General features: G+C 67.2%; 27 protein-coding genes and 1 pseudogene. 12 read left to right on the forward strand and 16 right to left on the reverse strand.

What is annotated here, in order from left to right; translation table 11 throughout:
* Nucleotides 1-11: 11 nt before the first annotated feature.
* The 3 genes from eno to G3W89_RS12655 all read right to left on the reverse strand — a co-directional run bounded on the left by eno (nucleotide 12) and on the right by G3W89_RS12655 (nucleotide 3,977).
* The gene (eno, locus tag G3W89_RS12645; RefSeq protein ID WP_162574412.1) at nucleotides 12-1,295 is read right to left on the reverse strand and encodes a phosphopyruvate hydratase; all 1,284 of its coding nucleotides are present in this window, start codon (nucleotides 1,293-1,295) and stop codon (nucleotides 12-14) included.
* A gap of 160 nt (nucleotides 1,296-1,455) precedes the next feature.
* Entirely contained in the window at nucleotides 1,456-2,310 is an 855-nt protein-coding gene (kdsA, locus tag G3W89_RS12650; protein ID WP_162574413.1) for a 3-deoxy-8-phosphooctulonate synthase, read from the reverse strand.
* On the reverse strand, nucleotides 2,307-3,977 hold the full coding sequence (locus G3W89_RS12655; RefSeq protein ID WP_162574414.1) for a CTP synthase: 1,671 nt from the start codon (nucleotides 3,975-3,977) through the stop codon (nucleotides 2,307-2,309). The genes kdsA and G3W89_RS12655 overlap by 4 nt, the downstream gene beginning before the upstream one ends.
* Nucleotides 3,978-4,111: 134 nt before the next feature.
* Between G3W89_RS12655 and coaBC the strand changes: the two genes are divergently transcribed.
* The 4 genes from coaBC to G3W89_RS12675 all read left to right on the forward strand — a co-directional run bounded on the left by coaBC (nucleotide 4,112) and on the right by G3W89_RS12675 (nucleotide 6,920).
* Entirely contained in the window at nucleotides 4,112-5,335 is a 1,224-nt protein-coding gene (coaBC, locus tag G3W89_RS12660; protein ID WP_162577449.1) for a bifunctional phosphopantothenoylcysteine decarboxylase/phosphopantothenate--cysteine ligase CoaBC, read from the forward strand.
* Nucleotides 5,332-5,799: a hypothetical protein gene (locus tag G3W89_RS12665; RefSeq protein ID WP_232076498.1), complete on the forward strand. Its 468-nt coding sequence runs from the start codon at nucleotides 5,332-5,334 to the stop codon at nucleotides 5,797-5,799. The genes coaBC and G3W89_RS12665 overlap by 4 nt, the downstream gene beginning before the upstream one ends.
* Complete coding sequence (dut, locus tag G3W89_RS12670; RefSeq protein ID WP_162574415.1) at nucleotides 5,796-6,242, forward strand: dUTP diphosphatase; 447 nt, start codon at nucleotides 5,796-5,798, stop codon at nucleotides 6,240-6,242. Before G3W89_RS12665 ends, dut begins: the two co-directional genes overlap by 4 nt.
* A gap of 186 nt (nucleotides 6,243-6,428) precedes the next feature.
* On the forward strand, nucleotides 6,429-6,920 hold the full coding sequence (locus G3W89_RS12675; protein WP_162574416.1) for a glycine zipper 2TM domain-containing protein: 492 nt from the start codon (nucleotides 6,429-6,431) through the stop codon (nucleotides 6,918-6,920).
* Nucleotides 6,921-6,971: 51 nt separating this feature from the next.
* On the opposite strand, the gene G3W89_RS12680 is transcribed toward G3W89_RS12675, so the two are convergent.
* Nucleotides 6,972-7,496: an FKBP-type peptidyl-prolyl cis-trans isomerase gene (locus tag G3W89_RS12680; protein ID WP_162574417.1), complete on the reverse strand. Its 525-nt coding sequence runs from the start codon at nucleotides 7,494-7,496 to the stop codon at nucleotides 6,972-6,974.
* A 14-nt stretch (nucleotides 7,497-7,510) separates the two neighbouring features.
* Between G3W89_RS12680 and G3W89_RS12685 the strand changes: the two genes are divergently transcribed.
* From G3W89_RS12685 to G3W89_RS12695, 3 genes are all read left to right on the forward strand, one after another.
* Nucleotides 7,511-8,653, forward strand: coding sequence for a cupin domain-containing protein (locus tag G3W89_RS12685; RefSeq protein ID WP_162574418.1), 1,143 nt, complete (start codon nucleotides 7,511-7,513; stop codon nucleotides 8,651-8,653).
* Entirely contained in the window at nucleotides 8,640-9,149 is a 510-nt protein-coding gene (locus G3W89_RS12690) for a hypothetical protein (RefSeq protein WP_162574419.1), read from the forward strand. The genes G3W89_RS12685 and G3W89_RS12690 overlap by 14 nt, the downstream gene beginning before the upstream one ends.
* A gap of 91 nt (nucleotides 9,150-9,240) precedes the next feature.
* Entirely contained in the window at nucleotides 9,241-9,534 is a 294-nt protein-coding gene (locus G3W89_RS12695) for a hypothetical protein (protein WP_162574420.1), read from the forward strand.
* 49 nt (nucleotides 9,535-9,583) lie between these two features.
* Here the strand turns inward: G3W89_RS12695 and G3W89_RS12700 are convergent, their stop codons facing one another.
* The 6 genes from G3W89_RS12700 to G3W89_RS12720 form a co-directional block, all read right to left on the reverse strand.
* Nucleotides 9,584-10,366 (reverse strand): MBL fold metallo-hydrolase, encoded by a 783-nt coding sequence (locus tag G3W89_RS12700; protein WP_162574421.1) that lies wholly within the window; start codon nucleotides 10,364-10,366, stop codon nucleotides 9,584-9,586.
* 23 nt (nucleotides 10,367-10,389) lie between these two features.
* On the reverse strand, nucleotides 10,390-11,469 hold the full coding sequence (gene bamC, locus G3W89_RS12705; RefSeq protein ID WP_443083169.1) for an outer membrane protein assembly factor BamC: 1,080 nt from the start codon (nucleotides 11,467-11,469) through the stop codon (nucleotides 10,390-10,392).
* 114 nt (nucleotides 11,470-11,583) lie between these two features.
* Nucleotides 11,584-12,510: a 4-hydroxy-tetrahydrodipicolinate synthase gene (gene dapA, locus G3W89_RS12710; RefSeq protein ID WP_162574423.1), complete on the reverse strand. Its 927-nt coding sequence runs from the start codon at nucleotides 12,508-12,510 to the stop codon at nucleotides 11,584-11,586.
* A 25-nt stretch (nucleotides 12,511-12,535) separates the two neighbouring features.
* Nucleotides 12,536-13,078, reverse strand: coding sequence for a class I SAM-dependent methyltransferase (locus tag G3W89_RS12715; protein ID WP_443083204.1), 543 nt, complete (start codon nucleotides 13,076-13,078; stop codon nucleotides 12,536-12,538).
* A complete protein-coding gene (locus tag G3W89_RS32985; RefSeq protein WP_174258255.1) occupies nucleotides 13,075-13,215 on the reverse strand; it encodes a hypothetical protein in 141 nt (46 codons plus the stop codon). The genes G3W89_RS12715 and G3W89_RS32985 overlap by 4 nt, the downstream gene beginning before the upstream one ends.
* A 4-nt stretch (nucleotides 13,216-13,219) precedes the next feature.
* On the reverse strand, nucleotides 13,220-14,440 hold the full coding sequence (locus tag G3W89_RS12720; protein ID WP_162574424.1) for an MFS transporter: 1,221 nt from the start codon (nucleotides 14,438-14,440) through the stop codon (nucleotides 13,220-13,222).
* Between the two features lie 152 nt (nucleotides 14,441-14,592).
* Between G3W89_RS12720 and G3W89_RS12725 the strand changes: the two genes are divergently transcribed.
* The gene (locus G3W89_RS12725) at nucleotides 14,593-16,569 is read left to right on the forward strand and encodes a DNA topoisomerase IV subunit B (RefSeq protein WP_162574425.1); all 1,977 of its coding nucleotides are present in this window, start codon (nucleotides 14,593-14,595) and stop codon (nucleotides 16,567-16,569) included.
* 24 nt (nucleotides 16,570-16,593) lie between these two features.
* Here the strand turns inward: G3W89_RS12725 and G3W89_RS12730 are convergent, their stop codons facing one another.
* A complete protein-coding gene (locus tag G3W89_RS12730) occupies nucleotides 16,594-17,163 on the reverse strand; it encodes a ferritin-like domain-containing protein (RefSeq protein WP_162574426.1) in 570 nt (189 codons plus the stop codon).
* A gap of 43 nt (nucleotides 17,164-17,206) precedes the next feature.
* Nucleotides 17,207-17,923 (reverse strand): RNA polymerase sigma factor, encoded by a 717-nt coding sequence (locus G3W89_RS12735; protein WP_162574427.1) that lies wholly within the window; start codon nucleotides 17,921-17,923, stop codon nucleotides 17,207-17,209.
* 91 nt (nucleotides 17,924-18,014) lie between these two features.
* Between G3W89_RS12735 and G3W89_RS12740 the strand changes: the two genes are divergently transcribed.
* The 4 genes and pseudogenes from G3W89_RS12740 to G3W89_RS12755 all read left to right on the forward strand — a co-directional run.
* Nucleotides 18,015-18,938, forward strand: a complete 924-nt coding sequence (locus G3W89_RS12740) for a lytic transglycosylase domain-containing protein (protein WP_162574428.1) — start codon at nucleotides 18,015-18,017, stop codon at nucleotides 18,936-18,938.
* A 119-nt stretch (nucleotides 18,939-19,057) separates the two neighbouring features.
* Nucleotides 19,058-21,442, forward strand: coding sequence for a DNA topoisomerase IV subunit A (gene parC, locus G3W89_RS12745; RefSeq protein ID WP_162574429.1), 2,385 nt, complete (start codon nucleotides 19,058-19,060; stop codon nucleotides 21,440-21,442).
* Nucleotides 21,443-21,454: 12 nt separating this feature from the next.
* Nucleotides 21,455-21,643 (forward strand): hypothetical protein, encoded by a 189-nt coding sequence (locus tag G3W89_RS12750; protein ID WP_162574430.1) that lies wholly within the window; start codon nucleotides 21,455-21,457, stop codon nucleotides 21,641-21,643.
* A 9-nt stretch (nucleotides 21,644-21,652) separates the two neighbouring features.
* Nucleotides 21,653-21,856, forward strand: a pseudogene (locus tag G3W89_RS12755) (LysR substrate-binding domain-containing protein); the annotation flags it as partial.
* A 133-nt stretch (nucleotides 21,857-21,989) separates the two neighbouring features.
* On the opposite strand, the gene G3W89_RS12760 reads toward G3W89_RS12755, so the two are convergent.
* Genes G3W89_RS12760 through G3W89_RS12775 form a run of 4 tightly spaced genes read right to left on the reverse strand, consistent with a single transcriptional unit; the run spans nucleotide 21,990 to nucleotide 26,143 of the window.
* Nucleotides 21,990-22,952: a flavin reductase gene (locus G3W89_RS12760; RefSeq protein WP_197893549.1), complete on the reverse strand. Its 963-nt coding sequence runs from the start codon at nucleotides 22,950-22,952 to the stop codon at nucleotides 21,990-21,992.
* Nucleotides 22,953-22,972: 20 nt separating this feature from the next.
* On the reverse strand, nucleotides 22,973-24,451 hold the full coding sequence (locus G3W89_RS12765; RefSeq protein WP_162574431.1) for an NAD-dependent succinate-semialdehyde dehydrogenase: 1,479 nt from the start codon (nucleotides 24,449-24,451) through the stop codon (nucleotides 22,973-22,975).
* Nucleotides 24,452-24,456: 5 nt separating this feature from the next.
* On the reverse strand, nucleotides 24,457-24,780 hold the full coding sequence (locus G3W89_RS12770) for a DUF4387 domain-containing protein (RefSeq protein ID WP_174258256.1): 324 nt from the start codon (nucleotides 24,778-24,780) through the stop codon (nucleotides 24,457-24,459).
* Nucleotide 24,781: 1 nt separating this feature from the next.
* Nucleotides 24,782-26,143, reverse strand: a complete 1,362-nt coding sequence (locus G3W89_RS12775) for an acyclic terpene utilization AtuA family protein (protein WP_162574432.1) — start codon at nucleotides 26,141-26,143, stop codon at nucleotides 24,782-24,784.
* Between the last annotated feature and the right edge of the window lie 9 nt (nucleotides 26,144-26,152).

A 26,152-nucleotide genomic window follows, 5' to 3' on the forward strand; every position in this document is an offset into this window, starting at 1 on the left:
AGTCCCGCGGGTCAGCGCAGGTTGTAGAAAGCAGCGCGGCCGGGGTAGCTGGCGACGTCGCCGAGGTCTTCCTCGATGCGCAGCAGCTGGTTGTACTTGGCGATGCGGTCCGAGCGCGACAGCGAGCCGGTCTTGATCTGGCCGGCGTTGGTACCTACTGCGATGTCGGCGATGGTGGAGTCCTCGGTCTCGCCTGACCGATGGCTGATCACGGCGGTGTAGCCCGCGCGCTTGGCCATCTCGATCGCGGCGAAAGTCTCGGTCAGCGTGCCGATCTGGTTGATCTTGATGAGGATCGAGTTGGCGATGCCCTTCTCGATGCCTTCCTGCAGGATTTTCGTGTTGGTGACGAACAGGTCGTCGCCCACCAGTTGCACGCGCTTGCCCAGGCGGTCGGTCAACAGCTTCCAGCCGTCCCAGTCGCCTTCGTGCATGCCATCCTCGATGCTGATGATCGGGTACTTGTCGACCCAGGTCGCCAGCATGTCGGCCCAGCTGCCGGCCGACAGCGTGAGGTTTTCGCCGGCCAGCACGTACTGGCCGTCCTTGTAGAACTCGCTGGCGGCGCAGTCCAGGCCCAGCGCAATCTGGGTGCCGGCAGCATAGCCGGCCTTGTCGATGGCTTCGAGGATGAGCTGGATCGCGGCCTCGTGGCTCTCGACGCTGGGGGCGAAGCCGCCCTCGTCGCCGACGGCCGTGCTGATGCCGCGGTCGTTCAGGATCTTCTTGAGTGCGTGGAAGACCTCGGCGCCATAGCGCACCGCCTCGCGCAGGCTGGATGCGCCCACGGGGATGATCATGAACTCCTGCAGGTCGAGGCTGTTGTTGGCGTGCGCGCCGCCGTTGATGACGTTCATCATCGGCACCGGCAGCTGCATGCCGCCCATGCCGCCGAAGTAGCGGTACAGCGGCAGTCCCGACTCCTCGGCCGCGGCACGGGCCACGGCCATGGAGACCGCCAGGGTCGCGTTGGCGCCCAGTCGGCCCTTGTTCTCGGTGCCGTCGAGGTCGTTGAGCGTGCGGTCCAGGAAGGCCTGCTCGCTGGCGTCCAGGCCCAGCACGGCCTCGGAGATCTCGGTGTTGATGTTATCGACGGCCTTCAGCACGCCCTTGCCCAGGTACCGGCTCTTGTCGCCGTCGCGCAGCTCGATCGCCTCGCGCGAACCGGTGGAGGCGCCCGATGGAACCGCGGCGCGGCCCATGGTGCCGGATTCGAGCAGCACGTCGCATTCGACAGTGGGGTTGCCGCGGCTGTCGAGGATCTCGCGCCCGACGATGTCAACGATTGCACTCATTCAATTTCCTTCTGGAGTATCTGGATCTTTTGCGTCGTGTCGAGCGCGCGTGCTCTCAGGCCCCGCACTCGACCACGACCCTGCGGATGATGGCAGCTCCGGCGCGTTTTGCTCGCCTTGCCGCATTCCGGCGGGGCATAGAGCTTATTCGGGCACACGCTCATTGAAAGGAGTTCTCCAGGAACCCGCTCTTCTTGGTCACGCGGTCGAGCGCCAGCAGCGTCTCGAGCAAGGCCTTCATGTGCTTGAGCGGCACGGCGTTGGGGCCATCGCTCAGGGCCTTGGCCGGGTCGGGGTGCGTCTCCATGAAGAGGCCCGCCACGCCGACCGCCACCGCGGCGCGCGACAGCACCGGCACCATCTCGCGCTGGCCGCCCGAGCTGGTGCCCTGGCCGCCGGGCAATTGCACCGAATGCGTGGCGTCGAACACCACCGGCGAACCCGTCTCGCGCATGATCGCCAGCGAACGCATGTCCGACACCAGGTTGTTGTAGCCGAAGCTGGCACCGCGCTCGCAGGCCATGAAGCTGTCTTCGGGCAGCCCCTTTTCCTTGGCAGCCGCGCGCGCCTTGTCGATCACGTTCTTCATGTCGTGCGGTGCGAGGAACTGGCCCTTCTTGATGTTGACCGGCTTGCCCGACTGGGCCGCGGCGCGGATGAAGTCGGTCTGGCGGCACAGGAAGGCGGGGGTCTGCAGCACGTCGACCACCATCGCGGCGGCCGTGATGTCCTCTTCGGTGTGCACGTCGGTCAGCACCGGCAGCGCCAGCTCGCGCTTGACCTTGGCCAGGATCTCCAGGCCCTTGTCGCGGCCGGGGCCGCGGAAGCTGGTGCCCGAGGAGCGGTTCGCCTTGTCGAAGCTGCTCTTGAAGATGAAGGGGATGCCAAGCGAGCCGGTGATTTCCTTCAGCGTGCCGGCGGTGTCCATCTGCAGTTGCTCGGACTCGACGACACAGGGCCCGGCGATCAGGAAGAAGGGCTTGTCGAGCCCGATGTCGAATCCGCAAAGCTTCATGCGACGACCTTCAGTGCTTTCTTCTCTGCGACCTGATGCTCGAGCGCCGCCTTGATGAACGCGTTGAACAGGGGATGGCCGCTCCACGGCGTCGACTTGAACTCGGGGTGGAACTGCACGCCCATGTACCAGGGATGCACGTCCTTCGGCAGCTCGACGATCTCGGTCAGGTGCTCGCGTTGCGTGAACGCCGAGATCACCAGGCCGGCCCGGCGCAGCTCGTCGAGGTAGTTGACGTTGGCCTCGTAGCGATGGCGATGGCGCTCGGTCACCACGTCGCCGTAGATGCTGTGTGCGAGCGTGCCGGGCGCCACGTCCGAGCTCTGGGCGCCCAGGCGCATGGTGCCGCCGAGGTCGGACTTCTCGTCGCGCAGCTTGATGGTGCCGTCGCGGTCCTTCCACTCGGTGATCAGCGCGATCACGGGGCAGCTGGTGTCGGGATCGAACTCGGTGCTGTTGGCGTTCTTGAGGCCCACCACATTGCGCGCGTACTCGATGGTCGCGACCTGCATGCCGAGGCAAATGCCCAGGTAGGGCACCTTGGTCTCGCGGGCGAAGCGGGCCGCGGCGATCTTGCCTTCGACGCCGCGCTGGCCGAAGCCGCCAGGCACCAGGATGGCGTCGTACTTGCCCAGGCGGGCCACGTCGAGCGGCGAGATGGTCTCGGAGTCGATGTAGTCGATCTTCACTCGCGCATGGTTCTTGAGGCCGGCATGGCGCAGCGCCTCGTTGAGCGACTTGTAGCTGTCCGACAGGTCGACGTACTTGCCGACCATTGCAATGCTCACTTCCTTTTGCGGATGCTCGACCTCGTAGACCAGGTCGTCCCAGCGCTTGAGCTTGGCCGGCGGGGTGTTGATGCGCAGCTTGTCGCAGATCAGGCCGTCGAGGCCCTGCTCATGCAGCATGCGCGGGACTTTGTAGATGGTGTCCACGTCCCACATGGAGATCACGCCCCACTCGGGCACGTTCGAGAAGAGCGAGATCTTCGCGCGCTCGTCGTCGGGGATGGGCCGGTCGGCGCGGCACAGCAGTGCATCGGCCTGGATGCCGATGGCGCGCAGCTCCTTGGCGGTGTGCTGAGTGGGTTTGGTCTTGAGCTCGCCCGCCGCCGCGATCCAGGGCACATAGCTCAGGTGCACGAACGCCGAATTGTTGGGGCCCATGCGCAGGCTCATCTGGCGCACGGCCTCGAGGAAGGGGAGGGACTCGATGTCGCCCACGGTGCCGCCGATCTCGACGATGGCCACGTCGACCTCGTGCGGCGTGGCGATGCCGGCACCGCGCTTGACGTACTCCTGGATCTCGTTGGTGATATGCGGGATCACCTGCACCGTCTTGCCGAGGTAGTCGCCGCGGCGCTCTTTTTCGAGCACGGACTTGTAGATCTGGCCGGTGGTGAAGTTGTTGGCCTTGCGCATGCGCGTCGTGATGAAGCGCTCGTAGTGGCCGAGGTCGAGGTCGGTTTCGGCGCCGTCGTCGGTGACGAAGACCTCCCCGTGCTGAAAGGGCGACATCGTGCCGGGGTCGACGTTGATGTAGGGGTCCAGCTTGATGAGGGTGACTTTGAGGCCGCGGGACTCGAGGAGTGCGGCCAGCGAGGCGGAGGCGATTCCCTTGCCGAGGGAAGACACCACACCACCGGTGACGAAGACGAATTTGGTCATGCCAGTTCCGAACGTGCAGGTCCGGGCAGTGGGAAATGCAGATTATAGGTGCGGCCTCATGGGCCTCGAAGGCGAAGGGATGGTGCGTGAACGCGCGCGTAGTGGGGCTGCTACATTGCCGGCTTATGCAAGCTCTGCAAGACCTCGCCGGCAAACACATCGTCCTGGGCCTCACGGGAGGCATCGCCTGCTACAAGTCGGCGGAGCTGTGCAGGCTCCTGGTCAAGGGCGGCGCCGCCGTGCAGGTGGTGATGACCGAGGCGGCGACCCAGTTCATGACGCCGGTCACGATGCAGGCTTTGTCGGGGCGCCCGGTCTACACCTCGCAGTGGGATGCGCGCGAGCCCAACAACATGCCGCACATCAACCTGAGCCGCGAGGCGGATGCCATCGTACTGGCGCCCGCCAGTGCAGACTTCATTGCGCGGCTGGTCCAGGGGCGCTCCGACGAGCTGCTGAGCCTGCTGTGCCTCGCGCGCCCCGCCGACCGTGTGCCGCTGCTGATCGCGCCAGCCATGAACCGCGAGATGTGGGTCCATCCGGCGACCCAGCGCAACCTGCGGCAGGTCGATGCCGATGGCGCCTGCGTGCTGGGCGTGGGCAACGGCTGGCAGGCCTGCGGCGAGACCGGAGACGGCCGCATGCTCGAGCCCCAACAGCTGTTCGAGGAGATCGTGGCGCAGTTCCAGCCCAAGGTACTGGCGGGGCGGCAGGTGGTGGTCACGGCGGGGCCGACCTTCGAGGCACTCGATCCGATCCGCGGCATCACCAACCATTCCTCGGGCAAGATGGGCTTCGCGATCGCGCAGGCGGCGCGCGAAGCGGGCGCCGGGGTCACGCTGGTGGCAGGCCCGGTGCATCTGCCCACGCCGCGCGGCGTCGCGCGCATCGACGTGACATCCGCCCGGGAGATGCTGGAAGCCAGCCGACAGGCCACACAGGCAGCGTCGGTGTTCGTCGCCACCGCGGCGGTGGCCGACTGGCGACCGGCGTCCCACAGCGAGCACAAGATCAAGAAGGACGGCAGCGGCAGCGCGCCAACGCTGCAGTTCGTCGAGAACCCCGACATCCTGTTGACGATCGCGCAGGGCGAGCGCGGCAGGACCGGCAAGCTCTTCTGCGTGGGCTTCGCGGCCGAGAGCGAGAACCTGGTTGCGCATGCCAAGGCCAAGCGCGAGCGCAAGGGGATTCCGCTGCTGGTGGGAAACATCGGCCCGCTGACATTCGGGCAGGACCACAACAGCCTGCTGCTGGTCGACGAAAAGGGCGTGCGGGAACTGCCGCGTGCGCCCAAGCTTGCGCTGGCGCGCGAACTGGTGGCCGAGATCGCGGCACGCCTGCCGCCGGGGAGCCGATGATGAATCCGCAATGGAACACGCCGCCGGACGGTGATTTCGCGCGCTACGTCGAGCGCCTCGCTGCGCAGGCCACGCAGCCGCACCGGCCGCCCCAAGAGGGCGAGCATGGGCTCGATGTCGGCATGACGCCTTCATCGCCGCCACACGGTGCAGCGGGCGACGCCGCGTCCGCGACGCGGCGTCGCATGCTGTCGAATGGCGAGGCGAGCCCGGCACGGGACGGCGGCGCCGCGGCACACGCCATGGCCAAGGTGCTGGCCATCGCATGGATGGCGGTGCTGCTTGTCTTGCTGATTCTGAAGGTGCCGTTCGGTATTGTCGCGGCGGTATTTGCCTTCGGACTCTGGCTTGCCCATCGGCTGCGTCGCTGGGCGCTCCCACCGGGCGTGGCGAACTGGCGTGAGTGGCTCGAAGAAGAGGCCAGGAAGCAAAAGCAGCGGCAACAACAAGGGCGCAACAAGTGAACGTCGACATTCGAATTCTCGATCCCCGCATGCAGGACCAGTTGCCTGCCTACGCCACCCCCGGCAGCGCCGGGCTGGACCTGCGCGCCTGCCTGGATGCGCCAATTTCCCTGGCGCCCAACGCCTGGCAGTTGGTGGGGACCGGCATCGCGATCCACCTCGCAGACCCCGGCTATGCGGCGCTGATCCTGCCGCGCTCGGGCCTGGGCCACAAGCATGGCATCGTGCTGGGCAACCTGGTGGGCCTCATCGACAGCGACTACCAGGGCGAGCTCAAGATCAGCGCCTGGAACCGCAGCGACACGGCCTTCGTGCTGCAGCCGATGGAGCGGCTGGCGCAGCTGGTGATCGTGCCGGTGGTGCAAGCGCAGTTCCGCGTGGTGGCGGAGTTCCCACCCAGCGCGCGCGGCGAAGGCGGCTACGGCTCGACGGGCAAGCATTGAGCGCGCGTGTGTAGGCGGGCGCCTGCGGCCTCGGGGCCGTGTGGCTCACAGGTAAAGAACGGAACCGGCACTATGCCGTCAGCATCGAAGCTTTCAACATGTGTCGAAGCGGTCATCGCGCTCAAACGTGATGCGTTGGAACCATGGAGGGCGCATCGCCCCGATCTGTTTCGAGGAGTACACACCATGAAAATCCCGACTCGCCTTGTTCCCGTCACTGTCTCCGTGCTTGCGTTGTCCGCGCTGACTGCCTGCGTAGCGCCACAGCCTGTCTACGAAACTTCCCGCTACCCCTATCAGCCGACGTATCCAGCAGCCCCCTCGGCCTACGTCGAGTATGGCCGCGTGGCCAACATCGAGGTGATCCGCAGCCAGACGTCCGGCGCTGGGCCGAGCGGCGGTGGCGCCGTGGCCGGTGGTGTCCTCGGCGGCGTCGTCGGCAACCAGTTCGGCCATGGCAGCGGCCGTGCGGCGGCCACAGCGCTCGGCGTCATCGGTGGCGCCCTCCTGGGCAACAGCGTCGAGGCGAACGCGAATGCACCGCGGGCCTACGAGAGCTACCGAATTTCGATCCAGACCGAGCAGGGTGCCTATCGCTCCTTCGACGTGCCCAGCCCGGGCGACCTGCGGATCGGCGACCGCGTACGCATCGAGGGCGGGCAGATCTCGCGCGTCTGAGCGCATGCAACGAAAAGGCCGGGCAGTGCCCGGCTTTTCGTTGTTCGAACGTCAGTGCAGCGTGTCGTTGCCCGGCGCGGCCGGCGCAACCTTGAAGAAGCCGGTACCGGCCGTGCCGCGGCCGATCTCCTCCTCGGTGGCTTCGCGCACCGAGCGCACGGTCAGATCGAGCCGCAGCGCGATGCCCGCGAGCGGGTGGTTGCCGTCCAGCACAAGGTGCTCGGGGTAGATCTCGCTCACCGTGTAGATCGCGTCCCTGGGGATGTCCGGGTTCACGCCGGCCGGCAGCGCGGCGCCGTCGAAGGTCATGCCTTCCTCGATGCCTTCTGGAAAGAGGCTGCGCGGCTCGAGGAAGAGCAACTGGTCGTTGAAGTCGCCGAAGGCCTGCTCGGGCTCGAGCTGCAGCTGCACGCGCGCGCCGGGCTCATGGCCGAGCAGCGCGGACTCGATGACAGCAAAGAGATCATCGCCACCGACCAGGAACTCCACCGGTTCCTCGAGCACGTCCAGCACGTCGCCGAGGGTGTCCTTCAGCGTCCAGGTCAGGCCGACCACGCATTGTTCAGAGATTTCCATACGAGAATTCTCCCATGGAGATTGAACGACCCCTGGCTCTGCTCGGAGGCCTCAGCGCCTCGCAATTCATGCGGCGCCATTGGCAGAAGAAGCCCTTGCTCGTGCGCCAGGCCGTTCCAGGCATGGTGCCACTGATCGGGCGAGAGGCGCTGTTTTCAATGGCTGGCCGCGAGGAGGTCGAGTCGCGGCTGATCCGTCACGGCAAGAGCGGCTGGGTACTCAAGCACGGCCCTTTCGCGCGTCGAGCGCTGCCTTCGCCGAAGCAGGCTGCGTGGACCCTGCTGGTCCAGGGAGTGGACCAGCATGACCAAGGCGTGCATGAACTGTTGCAGCAGTTTCGTTTCGTGCCCGATGCGAGGCTCGACGACCTGATGATCAGCTATGCAAGCGACACCGGCGGCGTCGGCGCGCACTTCGACAGCTACGACGTGTTCCTGCTGCAGGCGCACGGACGCCGCCGCTGGTCCATCGGCAGGCAGCGCGACCTGCGCCTGGAGCCCGGCCTGCCGCTCAAGATCCTCGCGCATTTCGAGCCCGAGCAGAGCTTCGTGCTCGAGCCCGGCGACATGCTCTACCTGCCGCCGCGCTATGCGCACGACGGGGTCGCCGAGGGCGGTGATTGCATGACCTACTCCATCGGGCTGCGCGCACCGGCGGCTGCGCCGCTGGGCGCCGACCTCCTGGCTCGCATCGCGGAGGCGCAGGCCGAACTGCTGCAGGACGCGCCTGCCGGACCGGCCGTTCACTACAAGGACCCGGCGCAGCCCGCGGTGGCCGCGCCGGCCGAAATGCCGCGTGCGCTGCAGGCGTTCGCGCGCGAGGCCGTGCTCGCGGCGCTGCGCGATCCCGATGCCATCGACCGCGCCCTCGGCGAATCGATGACCGAGCCCGGACCCACTGTGTGGTTCGAACAAGGCGAGCCGCCGGCCGCATTGAACGGCGTGTCACTCGACCGCCGCACACGCATGCTCTACGACGCGCGCCATCTCTACATCAACGGCGAGAGCTTTCGTGCCTCGGGCCGCGACGCCCGGCTCATGCGTCGCCTCGCGGACCAGCGCGCGCTGAAGCCGCGCGATCTTGCGACAGCAAGCGACGATGCGCGCGCATTGCTGCAAGACTGGTGCGAAGCGGGTTGGCTGCATGCCGACGAATGAAATGTCGATCGACAACGCATTGCCCGAGGGCGCCTTCGACGGTCGCCGCGCCTTCGAGTCACACCTGCATGCCGCGCTGGCCGCGGCCGCGCGCGAGAACTGGCGCGAGATCGTGCTCGCCGATCCGGCCTTCATCGACTGGCCGCTCGGGGAACGTGCCATGGCCGAGGCCCTGCAAGCCTGGTCGGCAGCGGGGCGCACCTTCGTGATGCTGGCGCAGCGCTTCGACGTGTTCGAGCGCGAGCATGCGCGTTTCGTGACATGGCGGCGCATCTGGAGCCACATCATCGATTGCCGTGCCTGCAATGGGCCGGGACTGCCGCAGGTGCCGAGCGGCATCTGGACGCCGGGCTGGTTTCTGGCGCGTGTCGACGCGGAGCGGGTGCGCGGCGTCTGTGGCCGCGATCCGGAGCGCCGGCGTGCCCTGCGCGAGCGCATCGACGAATGCATGCGCCATGCAAAACCGGCATTTGCGGCCACGACGCTGGGCTTGTAAGCCAAAGCCGCGAATCGTGGCGCAACAGGCGGTTCACCGAGGGTACAGGTCTAGAATTTTTTCTTCGAGACCAATCCAAAGGAGCCCTGTAATGAGAAAGTCCGCCCTGCTCGCCTCGTTGACCGTCGCGGTGGCCCTTGCCGCCTGCGGCAAGAAGGAGGAGTCCGCGCCGGCCGTCGTGACCCCGCCGCCAGCTGCAACGACGCCGGCACCCGCTCCGACGCCTGCACCGGCGCCAGCACCCGACACTTCGTCGTCCTCCTCGTCCTCGTCCTCGATGCCTTCCGCCACGCCGGCCCCCTCGCCGGGAGCTTCTTCGGCGCTCGACTCGGCCAATTCAGCCACGGATGCTGCCAAGAAGAAGGAAGACGCACCCAAGCAGTGATGCAGTGATGCAGCTTCGCCAGGAGGCCGCCCGAGGGCGGCCTTTCTTTTTATGCGCGGAGCTCCAGCCAGCCAGAGCCTTCGGCCGCGTCGGCCGTGAGCATCTCGTGCTCGCTCGCGCCGAGCGCCTCGGCCATCGCGCGGCGCACGAGCTCGGGACGGTTGTTTTGTTCGCTGAGGTGCGCACCCAGCATGTACTGCAGGCCATCGTGGCACAGCGCCTGCGCGATGGCTGCCGCGGCGGCGTTGGACAGGTGGCCGTAGTTGCCGCCCACGCGCAGCTTGAGGAAGGGCGGATAGGCCGAGCGGGCCAGCATGTCGCTGTCGTGGTTGAACTCGAGCATCAGGGCGTCGATTCCCGCCAGGCACGCGAGCACGTGCGGCGTTGCGTGCCCCAGGTCGGTCAACACGCCGAGGCTGCGCGCGCCATCGCTGCAGCGCAGTTGCAGCGGCTCGCGCGCATCGTGCGGCACCGTGAAGGGCTGGACCAGGAGGTCGCCGACCTCGATGTCGTTCCCGTCCCGCGCGAGGTGCAGGCGCCCCTCGAAGTCGTGCCCGCCGGCTGCAAGCCAGGTGCCCTCGCTCATCCAGACGGGAATGCGCTCGCGCCTCGACAGCGCACGGGCGCAGCCGATGTGATCGCCGTGCTCGTGGGTGATGAAGATCGCATCGATGTCGCAGGCCGCGAGGCCCGTGCGCGCCAGGCGTGCATCGAGGTGCTTGAGCCCGAAGCCGCAATCGATCAGCAGCCTCGAGCGGCGCCCGCCGCTGGTCGCCTCGACCAGCGTGGCATTGCCCGTGCTGCCGCTGCCCAGGCTGCGGAAGCGCAGCACCTAGATGGACCTGGGGGAGAGCGTCATTTCAAGTCGTCGGCAATGACCTGGACGATGCGCTGCGCGTTGGCCGATGTTTCGGCTGCGCCGCTGTCGTTCTGTACCGACACCGTGCTCGTCTCGCCCTGGCCCTTGACCATGATGCGGAACTTGAGCGGCGCTTCGGTCTTGCTCGAGCTGAAGATCTTCGAGAAGAAGCCCGGCTCCTTCTTGTCGGGGTTCGGGGGAACGTAGCGCACGAAGTACACGCCGGCAGCCCGGTCGCGGTCCTCGACCGTGAAGCCGGTGCGGTCGAGTGCCAGGCCGACGCGGCGCCAGGCGCGATCGAAGTTCTCGTTGATCTGCACCACGGGCTGGCCGCCGACATTGGAAACGCTCGCCGTCCGTGCAGGCGCGCTGGTTTGCGCAACAAGCTTCGCCTGTTCCTGCGATACACCCAGCTTCACCATCAGTCGCCTCAGGAATTCCGTCTCGAGTTCGGGATCGCTGGGGCGCGCCTGCCAGACCGTCTGATCCTGCCGAACGTTGGTGTAGACCTCCTGCATGCCGCGATGGCTGACGAAGATCTCGGTGGTGCCGTTGGCACCGCGTTCGATGCGGGTGCGGAAGCGGTCGAGCTCGCCGGTGGAGTAGATCGCGTCGACCAGCTTGCCCAGCGTGCCGCGGATCACGTCCTGCGGCAGCTTGGCGCGGTTCTCGGCCCAATCGGTTTCCATGATGCCGAGGTTGCGCTGCTCGGTGGTCAGCAGGAAACCGTTCTCCTGCCAGAAGTCCTTGATGGGGTCCCAGAGCTGGTCGGCCGGGCGGCTGACCACGATCCAGCGCTGGGTGCCCGAGCGCTCCATGCGCACGTCACCAAGATTGGAGACTGCCGTAGGGATGCTGGGTGCGTTCGCGGCGCCTGCCTGAAAGGCATTGGCCGAGACCGCGTTGCCGGGCACGGCGTAGCGGTTCTCGCGCGACAGTTGCGTGAGGTCCGGTGGCACTTCGAGCGAAGGGGCCTTTCCGGCGCTCTTGTAGTCGATCTTGTCGCTCTCGAGGACCGAGCAGGCGGCGAGGCTGGCGACCAGGGCCAGCAATGCGAATCGCGAAAAGGTGTTCAACGTCATCTTCCTTGTGGAATGTTTAGCACAATCGTCAGGCTGCAGCGCCGCTGTGTCAGAGCGCCGGCCCTGCAAAAGGTTGCCGGCGTCGAGGTGCGGCAGGTAAAGATGGGATCAGTCCTTGAGGAGGCCGGTGGCACGCAGCGCGGATTCGACGACCGGCCGGGCGGACTCGGCGAGTTCCGTCATCGGCAGGCGCAGGGCCCCGCCGCACAAACCCAGCCTTGCCATGGCCCACTTCAGCGGAATCGGGTTCGGCTCGACGAACAGATGGCGATGCAGCGGCATCAGCTCGAACTGGATCTGCATCGCGCGCTTCGCGTCGCCGGCGAGGGCCGCCACGCAGAGCTCGTGCATCTTTCGAGGCGCGATGTTGGCCGTCACGCTGATGTTGCCCTGGCCGCCGCACAGCATCAGCGCGACAGCGCTGGGGTCGTCGCCCGAGTACACGGCGAAGTGCTTCGGCACATCGCGGATCAGCCACTGCGCACGCTCGATGTTGCCAGTGGCTTCCTTGATGCCCACGATGCCGGGCACCTGCGCCAGGCGCAGCACGGTGTCGTGCGCCATATCGGCGACCGTGCGACCGGGCACGTTGTAGAGCACGACGGGGAGGTCGCCGACCGCCTCGGCGATGGCCTTGAAGTGCTGGTACTGGCCTTCCTGCGTCGGCTTGTTGTAGTAGGGCACGACCTGCAACTGCGAATCGGCGCCAACACCTTTGGCGAATCGGGCAAGCTCGATGGCCTCCTTCGTCGAATTGGCGCCGCAGCCGGCCATCACGGGCACGCGACCGCGGGCCTGCTCGACGGACACACGGATGATCTCGCAGTGCTCCTCGACGTTCACCGTCGGCGACTCGCCGGTGGTGCCGACCACGCCCAGGCAATCGGTGCCTTCGTCGATGTGCCAGTCGATCAGCCGGCGCAAGGCGGGATAGTCGACGCTGCCGTCGTCATGCATCGGCGTGACGAGCGCGACGATGCTGCCTGTCAGTTGCTCCAAGGGGGGTCTCTTTGTCGGTTGCGGAAAGGCAGCCATTCTACTGACTGGTCCGGCAGGCCAGTCAGAGGGGGTAGCGCAAAGGGGTGCGGGCCGCGCCTTCCGGCGGCCGGACGGCTGCGATCCGCTGCACGAAGCGTTCGGGCCCTGAAAGAAAACCGTCTTCGTAGGCGATCACGCGCAGCCCGGCGCAGGCGGCGAGCAGCTCGCCCGGTTGCAGCAGGAAGTCCTGCCGCGAGGGCTTGCCCACGCTCTCGTTGCCGGCGGCGAAGGTCTCGTAGAGCAGCACGCCGCCGGGCGCCACCGCCGCCACGATGTCGGGCAGCCGCGCGCGCCATAGGTAGTGGGTCACGACCACAGCGCCGAAGAGCTGGCCGGCGAAGGGCCATGGGCCCTGCTCGATGTCGGCCAGCACTGCAAGGCCAAAGCGGGACGCGGACGCGATCGCCTCGGGAGCCCGATCCACGCCCGTGACCGCGTGTCCACGCTGCGCGAACCATTGCATGTGCCTCCCCCCGCCGCAGGCCACGTCGAGCACGGTCGCGCCCGGGGCGAGCAGGTGCGACCAGCGCGCGACCCAGGGGGAGGGCGGGAGATCGTGGCTCAGAAGCAGGCCCAGAGCTGGTCGACCAGCCCGACCAGGAAAGCGGGGCGCGTGTAGAGGCCGAACACTGCCAGCAGCGCCAGCGCTGCGGCGGCCAGCCAGCCGGCATGCACGAGATGGTGGCGCGTGCTCGGGCGCATGGGTTCAGGCGGGCTGAGGGGCCGGCCGGCGCACGATCGCGCCTTCCTTGACCGGCAGGTTGACCACCGCCGCGAACACGCCCAGCGCGATCGCCAGGTACCAGACGATGTTGTAGCTGCCGGTGCTGTCGTAGAGGTAGCCGCCGAGCCAGACGCCGAGGAAGGAGCCGACCTGGTGGCTCAGGAACACGAAGCCGCCCAGCATCGAGAGATGCGCCACGCCGAAGATCTGGGCCACGATGCCGCTGGTGAGCGGCACGGTCGACAGCCAGAGGAAGCCCATCACGCTCGCGAAGACGTACACCGAAAGGGGCGTGATCGGCGCCGCCAGGAAGACCGCGATCGTCGCCGCACGGCTGAAGTAGATGACCGACAGCAGCTTGCGCTTGGCGAGCCGCGCCCCGAGAGACCCGGCGACATAGGTGCCGAACACGTTGAACAGGCCGACGAGCGCCAGCGCATAGCTGGCCACTTCGGGCGAGAGCCCCTTGTCGCGCAGGTAGCTCGGCATGTGCACGCCGATGAAGGCCAACTGGAAGCCGCAGACGAAATAGCCCGCCATCAGCAACACGAAGCTGGGGTACTTGAAGGCCTCGCCCACGGCCTGGAGGATGGTCTGATCGCGGTGGGCGACGGCGGCGTGCCCGACGCGTGGCTCGCGCAGGCCGAACGCGAGCGGCACGATCAGCAGCACCATGACCGCCAGCACCAGCAGGGCCGTATGCCAGCCGAAGCCCGCGATCAGCTGCCCCTCTACCGGGACCATCAGGAACTGGCCGAAGGAGCCCGCCGCGGCCGCCACGCCCATCGCCCAGGATCGCCGCTCGACCGGGATCTGCCGGCCGATCACGCCGTAGATCACGGCGTAGGTGGTGCCGGCCTGCGCCGCGCCGATCAGCACGCCGGCCGTCAGCGCAAACAGGAGCGGCGTCGGCGACAGCGCCATGCCCGCGAGCCCGGCTGCGTAGAGCACGGCTCCCGCCACCAGCACCCGGAAGGCGCCCAGCTTGTCGGCCAGCATGCCGGCGAAGACACCGATCACGCCCCAGGCAAGGTTCTGAATGGCGAGCGCCATCGAGAAGCTCTGGCGCGACCAGCCCTGCTCCTGCGTGATCGGCTGGAGCCACAATCCGAAGCCGTGGCGGATCCCCATGGACAGGGTGACGATCATCGCGCCGCAGAAAAGAACCTGCTTGAGCGAGAGCGGCTGGGATTGAGCGTGCATCCGGCGACTGTATCCAAAAGGACCGGAGTCCATCCGCAACGCTGCGACGGGCATTGTTGATTTTTTCGTCGAGCGTTGATGCGGCGTGCGCATCAGCGTGGCTCTGTATGTCCATCCAGGTTTTCGGGAGCCCACGCATACAATCCGCCCCCATGGCGACTCTCACCCAGACTCCCCCGGCCTATTCCGAAGGCTCCATCCGCGTTCTCAAGGGCCTCGAGCCCGTCAAGCAGCGTCCGGGCATGTACACCCGGACCGACAACCCGCTGCACATCATCCAGGAAGTGCTGGACAACGCCGCCGACGAGGCGCTGGCCGGCTACGGCAAGAAGATCAAGGTCACGCTGCACAGCGACGCCTCGGTCAGCGTCGAGGACGACGGCCGCGGCATTCCCTTCGGCCTGCATCCCGAAGAGAAGGCGCCCGTCATCGAACTGGTTTACACCCGGCTGCACGCGGGCGGCAAGTTCGACAAGGGAGCGGGCGGCGCCTACAGCTTCTCGGGTGGCTTGCACGGCGTGGGCGTGTCGGTGACCAATGCGCTGTCGAAGCGGCTCGAGGTCCAGTCTTTCCGCGAAGGTTCGGCCGCGCGCATCGTGTTCGCGGGCGGCGATGTGGTCGAGCCGCTCCAGCTTCGTCCGGTCGAGAGCGGCGAGCGCCGCCAGGGCACCACGGTGCGCGCCTGGCCCGACCCCAAGTACTTCGAGTCCGGCACGCTGCCGGTCAACGAGTTGACCCATCTGCTGCGCAGCAAGGCGGTGCTGATGCCCGGCGTCACCGTCACGCTGGTGGTCGAGAAGACCAAGGAGACCCAGCAGTGGCTCTACAAGGGCGGCCTGCGCGACTACCTCATGCAGACGCTCAACGCCGACCCGGTGATTCCGCTGTTCGAAGGCGCCGGCCATGCCGACAAGAACGCCGACAACTTTGCGGAAGGGGAAGGCGCCGAGTGGTGCGTCGCCTTCACCGAGGACGGCCAGCCGGTGCGCGAGAGCTACGTCAACCTCATTCCCACCAGCGCCGGCGGCACCCACGAGAGCGGCCTGCGCGATGGCCTGTTCAATGCGGTCAAGAGTTTCGTCGACCTGCATTCCCTCTTGCCCAAGGGCGTGAAGCTGCTGCCCGAGGACGTGTTCGCGCGCGCGTCGTACGTGCTCTCGGCCAAGGTGCTCGACCCGCAGTTCCAGGGCCAGATCAAGGAGCGGCTCAACTCGCGCGATGCGGTGCGGCTGGTCTCCAGCTTCGTGCGCCCGGCGCTGGAGCTCTGGCTCAACCAGCACGTCGACTACGGCAAGAAGCTCGCCGAGCTGGCCATCAAGGCCGCGCAGACGCGCCAGCGCGCCGGCCAGAAGGTCGAGAAGCGCAAGGGCTCGGGCGTCGCAGTGCTGCCGGGCAAGCTGACCGATTGCGAGAGCAAGGACATCGCCCACAACGAGGTCTTCCTGGTCGAAGGCGATTCGGCCGGCGGCAGCGCCAAGATGGGGCGCGACAAGGAAAGCCAGGCCATCCTGCCGCTGCGCGGCAAGGTGCTCAACACCTGGGAGGTGGAGCGCGACCGCCTGTTCGCCAACAACGAGATCCACGACATCTCGGTCGCCATCGGTGTCGACCCGCACGGACCCGAAGACACGCCCGACCTCTCGGGCCTGCGCTACGGCAAGATCTGCATCCTGTCGGACGCCGACGTCGACGGCTCGCACATCCAGGTGCTGCTGCTCACGCTGTTCTTCCGGCACTTTCCCAAGCTCATCGACACCGGGCATGTGTACGTGGCCAAGCCGCCGCTGTTCCGGGTCGACGCGCCGGCGCGCGGCAAGAAGCCCGCGTCCAAGGTGTATGCGCTCGACGAGGGCGAGCTCACCGCCATCCTCGACAAGCTGCGCAAGGACGGCGTGCGCGAGAACGCCTGGAGCATCAGCCGCTTCAAGGGCCTGGGCGAGATGAGCGCCGAGCAGCTGTGGGAGACCACGCTCAACCCCGACACGCGCCGCCTGCTGCAGGTGCGCCTGGGCCGCTTCGACCTCCTCGGCACGCAGGGCGAGATCACCAAGCTCATGGGCAAGGGCGAGGCCGCCGCGCGGCGCGAGCTCATGGAGCTGCGCGCCGACGACGTCGAGGTCGACGTCTGAGCAAAACCGGGCGCGCCGGATCGCTCAGGACATGAAGGCCCCGGGCACCGGCGCCTCGCCGAGTGCGTTGCGCAGCACCGCCCAGTGCATCGCCTCGTCGCCGAGGATGCTCGCGGCGGCCTTCGCCAGCGCACGGTCGTCGAACATCGGTACCGCGCCCAGGTAGGCGCTGACGGCGCCTTGTTCCAGCTTGGCTGCGAAGCGCAGCACATCGGCCTGCGACTTCAGCTGCGAGGTCGGGAAGTCGTATTTCGCCTTCGCACTCACGGCCTTGCCGCCGAGCTTCTCGACCGTTGCCGCGAGCAGCGCGGCATGGGCCCGGTGGTGGCCCTGGAAAGTCAGGGCGAGGTCGAGCACGGGCTTGTCGAGCAGCTTGCTCTCGGCTCCGACCTGGTAGGCCGCGATGGCTTCGAGCTCGGACCCAAGCGCGGTGTTGAGGATCTGCGCATCGCTCGCCGCGTCCCCGCCGGCCTGGGCCGCGAGCGTGTCGTTGCCTGCCAGCAGTGCGACGGCAGCACCCGACAGCAGCAGGCCCGAGCGGCCGAGGAAGTAGCGTCGCGCGGCGACGGGCGTGGGCATCCGAAGGAAGGACATGGCGGTCTCCTTGAAAAGGGTGAGTCAGGGTGGGTGGAAAGAATCAGGCGGGCGGGCCCGGCGGTGGTCCGGCGATGACGGCCATCACGCGGGCGACGATCCGGTCGCAGCGCGCGCCGGCAAAAGAGAAGGCGTCGCCGATCGCGACATCGATCTCGCGCGACAGGGCTTCGCGCAGCAGGCCCCGTGCGCGGAAGAACCGTGAGCGCACCGTGGCTTCGGGAATGCCGAGCGCCGCGGCCACTTCCTCGATGCTCAGGTCCTCGACGGCGCGCAGCACGAACACCGTGCGAAACACCTCGGGCAGCGCATCGATGCCCGCCTCGATCAGCTGGCGCGTCTCGCCGCGCATTGCGCTGCGTTCCGGCTGTTCATTGGGGTCTGCCTGCATCCATGTGCCCTCCGGGGTGTCGCCTGCCTCGACCGCGGTGTCGAAGGGGATGACCTGGGCGCTGCCGCGCCGCCGTAGCCGTCCCAGGGCTTCGTTGGCCACGATGCGCACCAGCCAGGTCGAGAGCCGGGACTCGGCACGAAAGGAGCCCAGCGCGCGCCACGCGCGGAGATAGGCGTCCTGCAACGCGTCCTGCGCATCGTCGTCGTTCTTCAGGATGCTGCGGGCGGTGCGAAAGAGCAGCCGGTTGTGGCGCCGCATGATGAGCTGGAAGGCCAGGGCGTCGCCTTGCGCGGCTCGCTCCGCGAGCTCGGTGTCGGTCGGTGCCGCGGGGTCGTGGGCGTCCTGGATGCGTTCGAGCGTGTGCATGGTGATGTCGTCGTGTTGCCCATTGGATGGGCGGGGGCGCATTCCTGTTCCCAGACGTAAATCGGCGAGCATGGACGACAATCCGCCGTCCATGAACTTCCGACATGTTCCCGGCCGCTGGTGGCGGCTCCCGCTGCTGCTGCTGGCCCTGTGCTCGTGGCACGCGCTCGTGCACGCGTCCGACATCTTCGGCTATGTCGACGACAAGGGCGTGGCCCACTTCGCCTCCGAGAAGATCGATGAGCGCTACCAGCTCTTCTTTCGGGGCGGCCAGGCCTTCGATACCGCCCAAGGCGTCGGCCCGCTCGCGCGCGGCCGCATGGGCAACATCGACGGCAAGGTGCCTCGCGCGTCGCAATCGCTGCTCGCGCTGTTCGAGGCCTCGCCCAACTACAAGCCCGCGCAGAAGGCGCTGCGTGAAGCGGCGCAGCGCCATGACATCGACTACGAGCTCCTCCAGGCGCTCGTCGCCACCGAGTCCGGCTTCGATGCGCGGGCCGTTTCGCCCAAAGGCGCGCTCGGCCTCATGCAGCTGATGCCCGCGACCGCGCAGCGCTATGGCGTGGGGGCCGACAAGCGCGGCTCGATCGAGAAGAAGCTCTTCGATCCGCACATCAACATCGCCGCCGGCGCGCGCTACCTGCGCGACCTGATCGCGATGTTCCCCGGCGACATCGGGCTCGCGCTCGCCGCCTACAACGCCGGCGAGGGCGCCGTGCAGCGCGCGGGAAACAAGATCCCGAACTATCGGGAGACGCAGAACTACGTGAAGACGGTGCTGCAGCTCTATGCCTATCTGAAGCCCTCGACGGCGACGGGCCGAGGCAACGCGCCGGGCCGCGTGCGCATGGAACTGGCGGCACCGCGCGGCGGTGCAGTGGGGCGCGGAAACATGCCTTCGCCGACGAGCGCGGTCCCGGCATTGACGGAAATGGCCGAGGCACCGCAGGCGGGCGACATGGATGCGAGCGACGCGCAGCTGAAACTGTCGAATCGGATATTGAAAAGGCGATGAGGGCCGCCTTCACGCTGGGCTGAGTCCTCAGGCACCTGCATGGTCGCGCGAGAGCTGATCCACTGAGAGGAGGACGGCACGGCCACTACACTTGCCGCTCTTACAAAGTCTCTCTCGCAATGGATTCCCAACCGCCCCTCGATTTTCAGAACCCCGAAGAGGACGGGGCCCTCACGCTGGCCGACTACGCGCAGACGGCCTACCTCGAATACGCGCTTTCGGTCGTCAAGGGCCGCGCGCTGCCCGATGTCAGCGATGGCCAGAAGCCGGTGCAGCGGCGCATCCTCTACTCGATGTCGCGCATGGGCCTCGGCTTCGGCGGTGCCAACGGCACCGTGGGCGCCAAGCCGGTCAAGAGTGCGCGCGTGGTCGGCGACGTGCTGGGCCGCTTCCACCCACACGGCGACCAGGCCGCCTACGACGCGCTGGTGCGCATGGCGCAGGACTTCTCGCAGCGCTACCCGCTGGTCGACGGCCAGGGCAACTTCGGCAGCCGCGACGGCGACGGCGCCGCGGCCATGCGCTACACCGAGGCGCGGCTGTCACGCATCACCAGCCTGCTGCTCGACGAGATCGACGAGGGCACGGTCGACTTCATTCCCAACTACGACGGCTCCACCGAGGAGCCGCGCCTGCTGCCCGCGCGGCTGCCCTTCACGCTGCTCAACGGCGCCAGCGGCATCGCGGTCGGGCTGGCCACCGAGATCCCCAGCCACAACCTGCGCGAGATCGCTGACGCCTGCGTGGCGCTCATCAAGACCAACGGCAAGCTCTCCGACGAGGAATTGTTCGCGCTGGTCCCCGGCCCTGACTATCCCGGCGCCGCGCAGATCATCAGCGGCCCGGCCGACATTGCCGAGGCCTACCGCACTGGCCGCGGCTCGCTCAAGGTGCGGGCGCGCTGGAAGATCGAGGAGCTCGCGCGCGGCCAGTGGCAACTGGTGGTCAACGAGCTGCCACCCGGCGTCAGCACGCAGAAGGTGCTGGAGGAGATCGAGGAGCTCACCAATCCCAAGGTCCGCGCCGGCAAGAAGGCGCTGACCGCCGAACAGGTGCAGCTCAAGGCGGCCGTGCTCTCGGTGCTCGACGTCGTGCGCGACGAATCCAGCAAGGACGCGCCGGTGCGCCTGGTGTTCGAGCCCAAGACCTCGCGCATCAGCCAGGAGGAGTTCATCACCACGCTGCTGGCGCAGACCTCGCTGGAGAACTCCGCGCCCATCAACCTCACGATGGTGGGCATCGACGGCAAGCCGACGCAGAAGTCGCTGCGCCAGATGCTCAACGAGTGGATCGCCTTCCGCGAGATCACCGTCGAGCGCCGCTCGCGGCACCGGTTGGCCAAGGTGCAGGACCGCATCCACATCCTCGAGGGCCGGCAGCTCGTGCTGCTCAACATCGACGAGGTCATCGCGATCATCCGCGCCGCGGAAGACCCGAAGGCCGCGCTGATCGCGCGCTTCGACCTGAGCGAGCGGCAGGCCGAGGACATCCTCGAGATCCGGCTGCGCCAGCTGGCGCGGCTGGAGGCCATCAAGATCGAGCAGGAGCTCAAGGGCCTGCGCGAGGAGCAGAAGAAGCTCGAGGACATCCTGGCCAGCCCGGCCGCGCTGCGCCGCCTGCTGGTCAAGGAAATCGAGGCCGACGCGAAGAGCTTCGAGGACCCGCGCCGCACGCTGATCCAGGCCGAGAAGCGCGCCGTGGCCGAGGTGCGCGTGGTCGACGAGCCGGTGACGGTGATCGTCTCGCAGAAAGGCTGGGTGCGCACGCAGAAGGGCTGGGCCAGCGAGCGCGCTGCCGGCGCCGCCGCGCCCGAGTACACCTTCAAGTCCGGCGATGCGCTCTACGGTGCCTTCGAATGCCGCTCGGTCGACACGCTGCTGGTCTTCGGCACCGCCAAGGACAAGAGCGTGCGCGTCTACAGCGTGGCCGTGGCGTCCCTGCCGGGCGGGCGCGGCGACGGCCAGCCGATCACGACGCTGATCGATCTCGACAGCGGCACGCACGTCGCGCACTACTTTGCCGGGCCGCTCGGTGCGGCGCTGCTGCTGGCCAGCACAGGCGGCTACGGCTTCATCGCTTCGGTCGAGAACATGATCTCGCGGCAGCGCGGCGGCAAGGCCTTCATCGACGTGGGCGAGGGCGAGCAGCTGTGCAGGCCCTCGCTGGTCGGAGGCGCCAGCGGCGCCGAGCCGATGCCGCCGGCGACGCACGTCGCGTGTGCTTCGACGGGCGGGCGCATCCTGACTTTCGAGATCCTCGAGATGAAGGCGCTGCCCAAGGGCGGTCGCGGACTCACGTTGATCGACCTCGACGCCAAGGACACGTTGGCCGGCGCCGCCGCCTACACGCGCAGCATCAAGATCGAGGGCATCGGCCGTGGCGGCAAGGAACGCGAGGAGACGCTGGAGATCCGCAGCCTCAACAACGCGCGCGGCAGCCGTGCGCGCAAGGGCAAGGCAGCGGACCTGGGCTTCAAGCCGGCCAGTGTCGTGCGCGTGCTCTGAGGAAGGCGGCACATGGATTTCGGCCCGATCGGCCTCTTCGTTCTCGTCGTGACCAGCGCCGCGAGCTTTCTGCTTGCGCGCTGGCTCTCGAAGCGGCGGCGTGACTCGAAGCGCGAGCGGGAGCGGCGCAGCGAGGAGGCGTCTCAAAGCCGGCAGGTGCGGCGCGCGCGCGAGCGCGAGCGGCGTGGCGGGCGCAATTGACGCCAGCCGAAGGCTCTCGCACTGGAGGGCGCGGGCGTCGCGTGCCTCTCTGACTTCATGACCGCCGCCGACCGCTAGCACGGCGACCTGGTGCAATTGCTCGTGAACGACACCGCAGACGTCCGCCAGGGGATCGATGCGGTGTACTACCGGAATACGAAGCTGGCGGCGCGGATCGCGTGCTTTCTGGACTTTCTGGCTGCGCGGGGATGACAGCCGCCAGCGCGGTCGCGATCACCGGCGGCCGCTTCACCTGCGTGGGGAGGGACGAGGACATCCTGCCGCAAGCCGAGGGCTCTCGCGGCGGCGTACGCGACCGCCGTCGAGGCTTAAAAGGTCCGACGCCTCAATGCAGCGTGGCGCGCTGCACATACTGCGCCACGGCCGCGACGGCAGCGGCTTCGTCACGAGCACGCAACGCCGACAGGATTTCCCAGCGGATCGGGTCCAGCGCCGGTACGTACACATCCTGCGCAGCACGGGTGGCGGCCTGGGCCTTCACCGTGTGCAACAGCAGCGTATTGAGCGACCTGGCCACCAGCGACATCACTTCGTTGTGCGCAGCCGCGCTGATCAGTTCGAAGAAGCGGATGGCCGACTTCATCCGTCCCGGCATGTCGCGCGCCATGATCTGCGCGTCCATTTGGCGCAGGTTGGCCTCGATGGCATCAAAGTCCGCAGGCTGCGCGTTCTCGCAGGCCAGCCGCAGCAGCGCCACGTAGACCATGCGGCGCGAGTCGGCCAGCGCCTGGTGCGAGATGCGGCCCTTGCTGGCCAGCTCGCGCATCGACTGCTGAAGCATCATGTAGGCACCCTTGTAGAAGACCAGCGGGTCTTCCTCGCGCACCACCTCGAACTTCTCGACCTTGCCGATGAAGACGACGTGGTCGCCCGCATCATGCTGCGCGAACACGCTGCATTCGAAGCGCGCCACGCAATCGTCGATCAGCGGCATGTCCCTGTAGCCGGTGCTCCAGGCCACGCCCTCGAACTTCTGGATGATGCTGCTCGTCGCGAAGCGTGAGGAGAGCTCGTCCTGGTCTTCGGCCAGCACGTTGATGACGAAGGATTGCGCCGCGCGGAACGTATCGATGGACTTGCTCGCCTTGCGCAGGCTCCACAGCACCAGTGGCGGCTCCAGGGAAACCGAGCTGAACGAGTTGCAGGTCAGGCCCGAAGGCGCGCCCTCGCCGTCGCGAGTCGTGATGATGGCCACGCCGGTCGGAAAGCTGCCCAATGCACGGCGGAATTCCTTCGGGTCGAACGCAACAGCCTCGCGCTCTGGCGTGGTCATGGTGGTGCTGCTCATGAGGTTGTCTCCGATTCTTTTCAGGCGAGCACGTCGCCGATGCAGAGGTATTTCATCTCGACGTATTCGTCGATGCCGTGGTGTGATCCTTCGCGGCCCAGCCCCGACTGCTTGATGCCGCCGAAAGGCACGTGCTCGGTCGCGATCACGCCGGCATTGATGCCGACCATGCCGTATTCCAAGGCACCGGCGATGCGGAAGATACGGCCCACGTCGCGGCTGTAGAAGTAGCTGGCCAAGCCGAATTCGGTGTCGTTGGCCGCGTCGATCGCCTGCTGCTCGGTGCTGAAACGAAAGACCGGCGCGAACGGGCCGAATGTTTCCTCCCGCGCGCACAGCATGTCGGCCGTGGCGTTGGCGACCACCGTGGGTTCGAAGAACTGGCCCTTCAGCCGCCGCCCTCCGGCGATCACGGTGCCGCCCTTGGCCAGCGCGTCGGCGACATGGCGTTCGACCTTCTCCAGCGCCGCCTCCTCGATCAGCGGGCCTTGCTGCACGCCATCGACGAAGCCGTTGCCGACGTTCAGCGCCCGCACGAGCTCGGCAAATTTCGCCACGAAGGTGTCGTACACGCCGTCCTGCACATAGAAGCGATTGGCGCAAACGCAGGTCTGGCCCGCATTGCGGTACTTGCTCGCCAGCGCGCCTTCGACCGCGCTGTCGATATCCGCGTCGTCGAACACGATGAAGGGGGCGTTGCCGCCGAGTTCCAGTGCCAGTTTCTTGACCGTGGGAGCGGCTTGTTCCATCAGAATGCGGCCGACCTCGGTCGAGCCGGTGAAGCTGATGTGGCGCACGACGGGGCTGTTGCAGAACACTTTTCCGATGGCGATCGAGTTCGGGCTGTCGGCCGTCAACACGTTCAGCACACCGTCCGGTATGCCGGCCCGCAGCGCGAGTTCGGCCACGGCCAGCGCCGTCAGCGGCGTGAGCTCGCTCGGCTTGATGACCACGGTGCAGCCTGCGGCCAGCGCGGGCGCGACCTTGCGGGTGATCATCGCCAGCGGGAAGTTCCACGGTGTAATGGCCGCGCAGACGCCGATGGCTTCGCGAAGAACCATCAGGCGCCGGTTGTTGTCGAACTGCGGCAGCGTCTCGCCATTGATGCGCTTGGCCTCTTCTGCAAACCACTCGACGAAGCTCGCGCCGTAGGCAACTTCACCGCGTGCCTCGGCCAGCGGCTTGCCCTGCTCGGCAGTCATGAGGCGAGCCAGGTCTTCCTGGTGGACCATCAGCAGGTCGAACCATTTGCGCAGCAGGGCACTGCGCTCCTTGGCTGTCCTGCCCCGCCAGGCAGGCCATGCCTGGTTGGCCGTGTCGATGGCGTGCTCAGCATCGGTTGCGCCGAGGTTGGCGACGTCGACCAGCTTCAGGCCCGTCGCCGGGTCGTGCACGTCGAAGCGCGTTGCGCCCTGCACCCACCGGCCGCCGATCCGCGCGTCGGTCCTCAGCAGTGTGGAGTCTTTCAGCAGTGCCAATGGCGATGTCTTCATGTCCATGCCGGTCAGCCCATCTCGACGGCGATGTCCAGCAGCGGGGCATGCTGCTGCGCACCGAAGGTGTCGCGTTCGCCGACGCTGCCCTGCGCCCAGTTGCGCTTGAGCGTCATCTTGAAGGCACGGGCCGGGTCGAAGAACATGAAGGTCACGATGTCGGTCACCGGCACGTTGTAGGTCGCAGCCAAGGTCTCGGGCTGGAGCGCACCGCTGGCCTTGACCCTCTCGTAGAGGGCGATGTCGTCGAAGATCACGTCGAAGGTGATCTCGAAGGGGCCGGAGTTCTTGCTGCGCACCACCTTGGCCAACTCGCGCAATGTTCGGATCGCCATGTCAGATCTCCAGGTAGCGGATCGGGAAGAGCTCGGTTGGCGAGTCCACTTCCATCAGGTGGTAGACGGAAAACTTGCACACCGGCCCGATCGGGTTCTCGGGCGGGTTCAGCGGAATGGCGAAGTTGCCTGCGGTGGCGACTTGTCCGGGGTAGGGGTTGTGCAGCACCGAGATGCGCGTGCTGTTGCAAATGGCGTTGGCAGCCGCTTGCGTCGGCGCGGTCACTTCGCCGACCAGTCCGATCTCGTGCGGCACCACGTCCTTGAGTGGTTCGGAATCGCCCATGACGCCGTTCTTGCCGTACACGTGGAAATGGATGCTGGCCGCGCCCGAAGCAATGTCGGGGTAGGTCTCGCCCGCGTCCTGCCGCACTTTGTCGAGGAAGGTGTCGATCTGGCCGATGAGGATGGGGTCGCGGATGCCGCCGATGAAGATCGTGCGAAAGCCGACCACGGCCGCGCCTTCGAGCTTGACCTTGTAGACCTCGGAGGGGACGAAGACGCTGCCGCTGACGCGCACGCGGCGTTCATCGAGCTGCTCATAGCGCGACTGGCGCAGGTCGAGCACACCGCCGGGGCCGGACAACAGGTCGGGCCGCGTCTTCTCGTACAGCGAATGCGCCGCCACGGAGGCGATCGTGCAACGCTCCTTCGGGTTCATCGGCTCGAGGTCGAAGCTGCCCTGGCGCACGGTCGCCAGTATGACCTTGCCCTTGGGTTCGGCACAGTTGGCGCCGCACTCCACGATCTTGCCCATGTGCCAGTACACGCCGGGGTCGATGCCGTGCAACATGCACAGGCCTGCGAAGGGCGATGGATCGTACGAGCGGCCCGAGACGATGATGTCGACATCGGGCTGCTCCTGCAGCACCTTGAGGAAAGGTTCGGCGCCCATCTGCGCCACGATGTTGGTCGATGACGTGACGTCGGCGGCCGTGAGGTCCGGTGCCGATGCACAGGGTTCGATGCGGCCCGCACCCAGGCGGTCAAGGATGACCGCCTTGTCGATGTCCGAATAGATCGTCGCGCACTTGAACTTCCAGCCGTTCGTCTTCGCAATCTCGGCGATCACGTCCAGCAAGGCATCGACCTGGCTGTTGGTGCCGGCACCGCCAGCCGAGCTGATGTACGCCGGCACCTTGCGCGTGGCCGTGGCCTTGAGCATCACGGTCAGGTCGCGGATGTAGGCTTCGCGCGAGACGATGGTCGCATCGCGGCCCAGCAGGTAGGGCCCGGGGTCCGTGGAGCCGGCGTCGATGATCATCGCATCGGCACCCGCGTCGATGCCGCGCCAGAAGTCCTGTTCGGGAATGCCGTAGCCAAGGATGCCGTGTGGCGTGAGGATCTTCAGTTCTTTCTTCATGTCGTTCAC

It is taken from the genome of Variovorax sp. PBL-H6 (genome assembly GCF_901827155.1).
In the GTDB taxonomy this organism is placed as follows: domain Bacteria; phylum Pseudomonadota; class Gammaproteobacteria; order Burkholderiales; family Burkholderiaceae_C; genus Variovorax.

Excerpts from the sequence above, each read along its gene's own strand:
- eno (WP_162574412.1), bottom strand. The coding sequence starts at position 1,295 with ATGAGTGCAATCGTTGACATCGTCGGGCGCGAGATCCTCGACAGCCGC.
- kdsA (WP_162574413.1), bottom strand. The coding sequence starts at position 2,310 with ATGAAGCTTTGCGGATTCGACATCGGGCTCGACAAGCCCTTCTTCCTG.
- G3W89_RS12655 (WP_162574414.1), bottom strand. The coding sequence starts at position 3,977 with ATGACCAAATTCGTCTTCGTCACCGGTGGTGTGGTGTCTTCCCTCGGC.
- G3W89_RS12665 (WP_232076498.1), top strand. The coding sequence starts at position 5,332 with ATGATGAATCCGCAATGGAACACGCCGCCGGACGGTGATTTCGCGCGC.
- G3W89_RS12675 (WP_162574416.1), top strand. The coding sequence starts at position 6,429 with ATGAAAATCCCGACTCGCCTTGTTCCCGTCACTGTCTCCGTGCTTGCG.
- G3W89_RS12680 (WP_162574417.1), bottom strand. The coding sequence starts at position 7,496 with ATGGAAATCTCTGAACAATGCGTGGTCGGCCTGACCTGGACGCTGAAG.
- G3W89_RS12685 (WP_162574418.1), top strand. The coding sequence starts at position 7,511 with ATGGAGATTGAACGACCCCTGGCTCTGCTCGGAGGCCTCAGCGCCTCG.
- G3W89_RS12690 (WP_162574419.1), top strand. The coding sequence starts at position 8,640 with ATGCCGACGAATGAAATGTCGATCGACAACGCATTGCCCGAGGGCGCC.
- G3W89_RS12695 (WP_162574420.1), top strand. The coding sequence starts at position 9,241 with ATGAGAAAGTCCGCCCTGCTCGCCTCGTTGACCGTCGCGGTGGCCCTT.
- dapA (WP_162574423.1), bottom strand. The coding sequence starts at position 12,510 with ATGGCTGCCTTTCCGCAACCGACAAAGAGACCCCCCTTGGAGCAACTG.
- G3W89_RS32985 (WP_174258255.1), bottom strand. The coding sequence starts at position 13,215 with ATGCGCCCGAGCACGCGCCACCATCTCGTGCATGCCGGCTGGCTGGCC.
- G3W89_RS12720 (WP_162574424.1), bottom strand. The coding sequence starts at position 14,440 with ATGCACGCTCAATCCCAGCCGCTCTCGCTCAAGCAGGTTCTTTTCTGC.
- G3W89_RS12725 (WP_162574425.1), top strand. The coding sequence starts at position 14,593 with ATGGCGACTCTCACCCAGACTCCCCCGGCCTATTCCGAAGGCTCCATC.
- G3W89_RS12730 (WP_162574426.1), bottom strand. The coding sequence starts at position 17,163 with ATGTCCTTCCTTCGGATGCCCACGCCCGTCGCCGCGCGACGCTACTTC.
- G3W89_RS12735 (WP_162574427.1), bottom strand. The coding sequence starts at position 17,923 with ATGCACACGCTCGAACGCATCCAGGACGCCCACGACCCCGCGGCACCG.
- G3W89_RS12740 (WP_162574428.1), top strand. The coding sequence starts at position 18,015 with ATGAACTTCCGACATGTTCCCGGCCGCTGGTGGCGGCTCCCGCTGCTG.
- parC (WP_162574429.1), top strand. The coding sequence starts at position 19,058 with ATGGATTCCCAACCGCCCCTCGATTTTCAGAACCCCGAAGAGGACGGG.
- G3W89_RS12750 (WP_162574430.1), top strand. The coding sequence starts at position 21,455 with ATGGATTTCGGCCCGATCGGCCTCTTCGTTCTCGTCGTGACCAGCGCC.
- G3W89_RS12760 (WP_197893549.1), bottom strand. The coding sequence starts at position 22,952 with ATGAGCAGCACCACCATGACCACGCCAGAGCGCGAGGCTGTTGCGTTC.
- G3W89_RS12765 (WP_162574431.1), bottom strand. The coding sequence starts at position 24,451 with ATGGACATGAAGACATCGCCATTGGCACTGCTGAAAGACTCCACACTG.
- G3W89_RS12770 (WP_174258256.1), bottom strand. The coding sequence starts at position 24,780 with ATGGCGATCCGAACATTGCGCGAGTTGGCCAAGGTGGTGCGCAGCAAG.
- G3W89_RS12775 (WP_162574432.1), bottom strand. The coding sequence starts at position 26,143 with ATGAAGAAAGAACTGAAGATCCTCACGCCACACGGCATCCTTGGCTAC.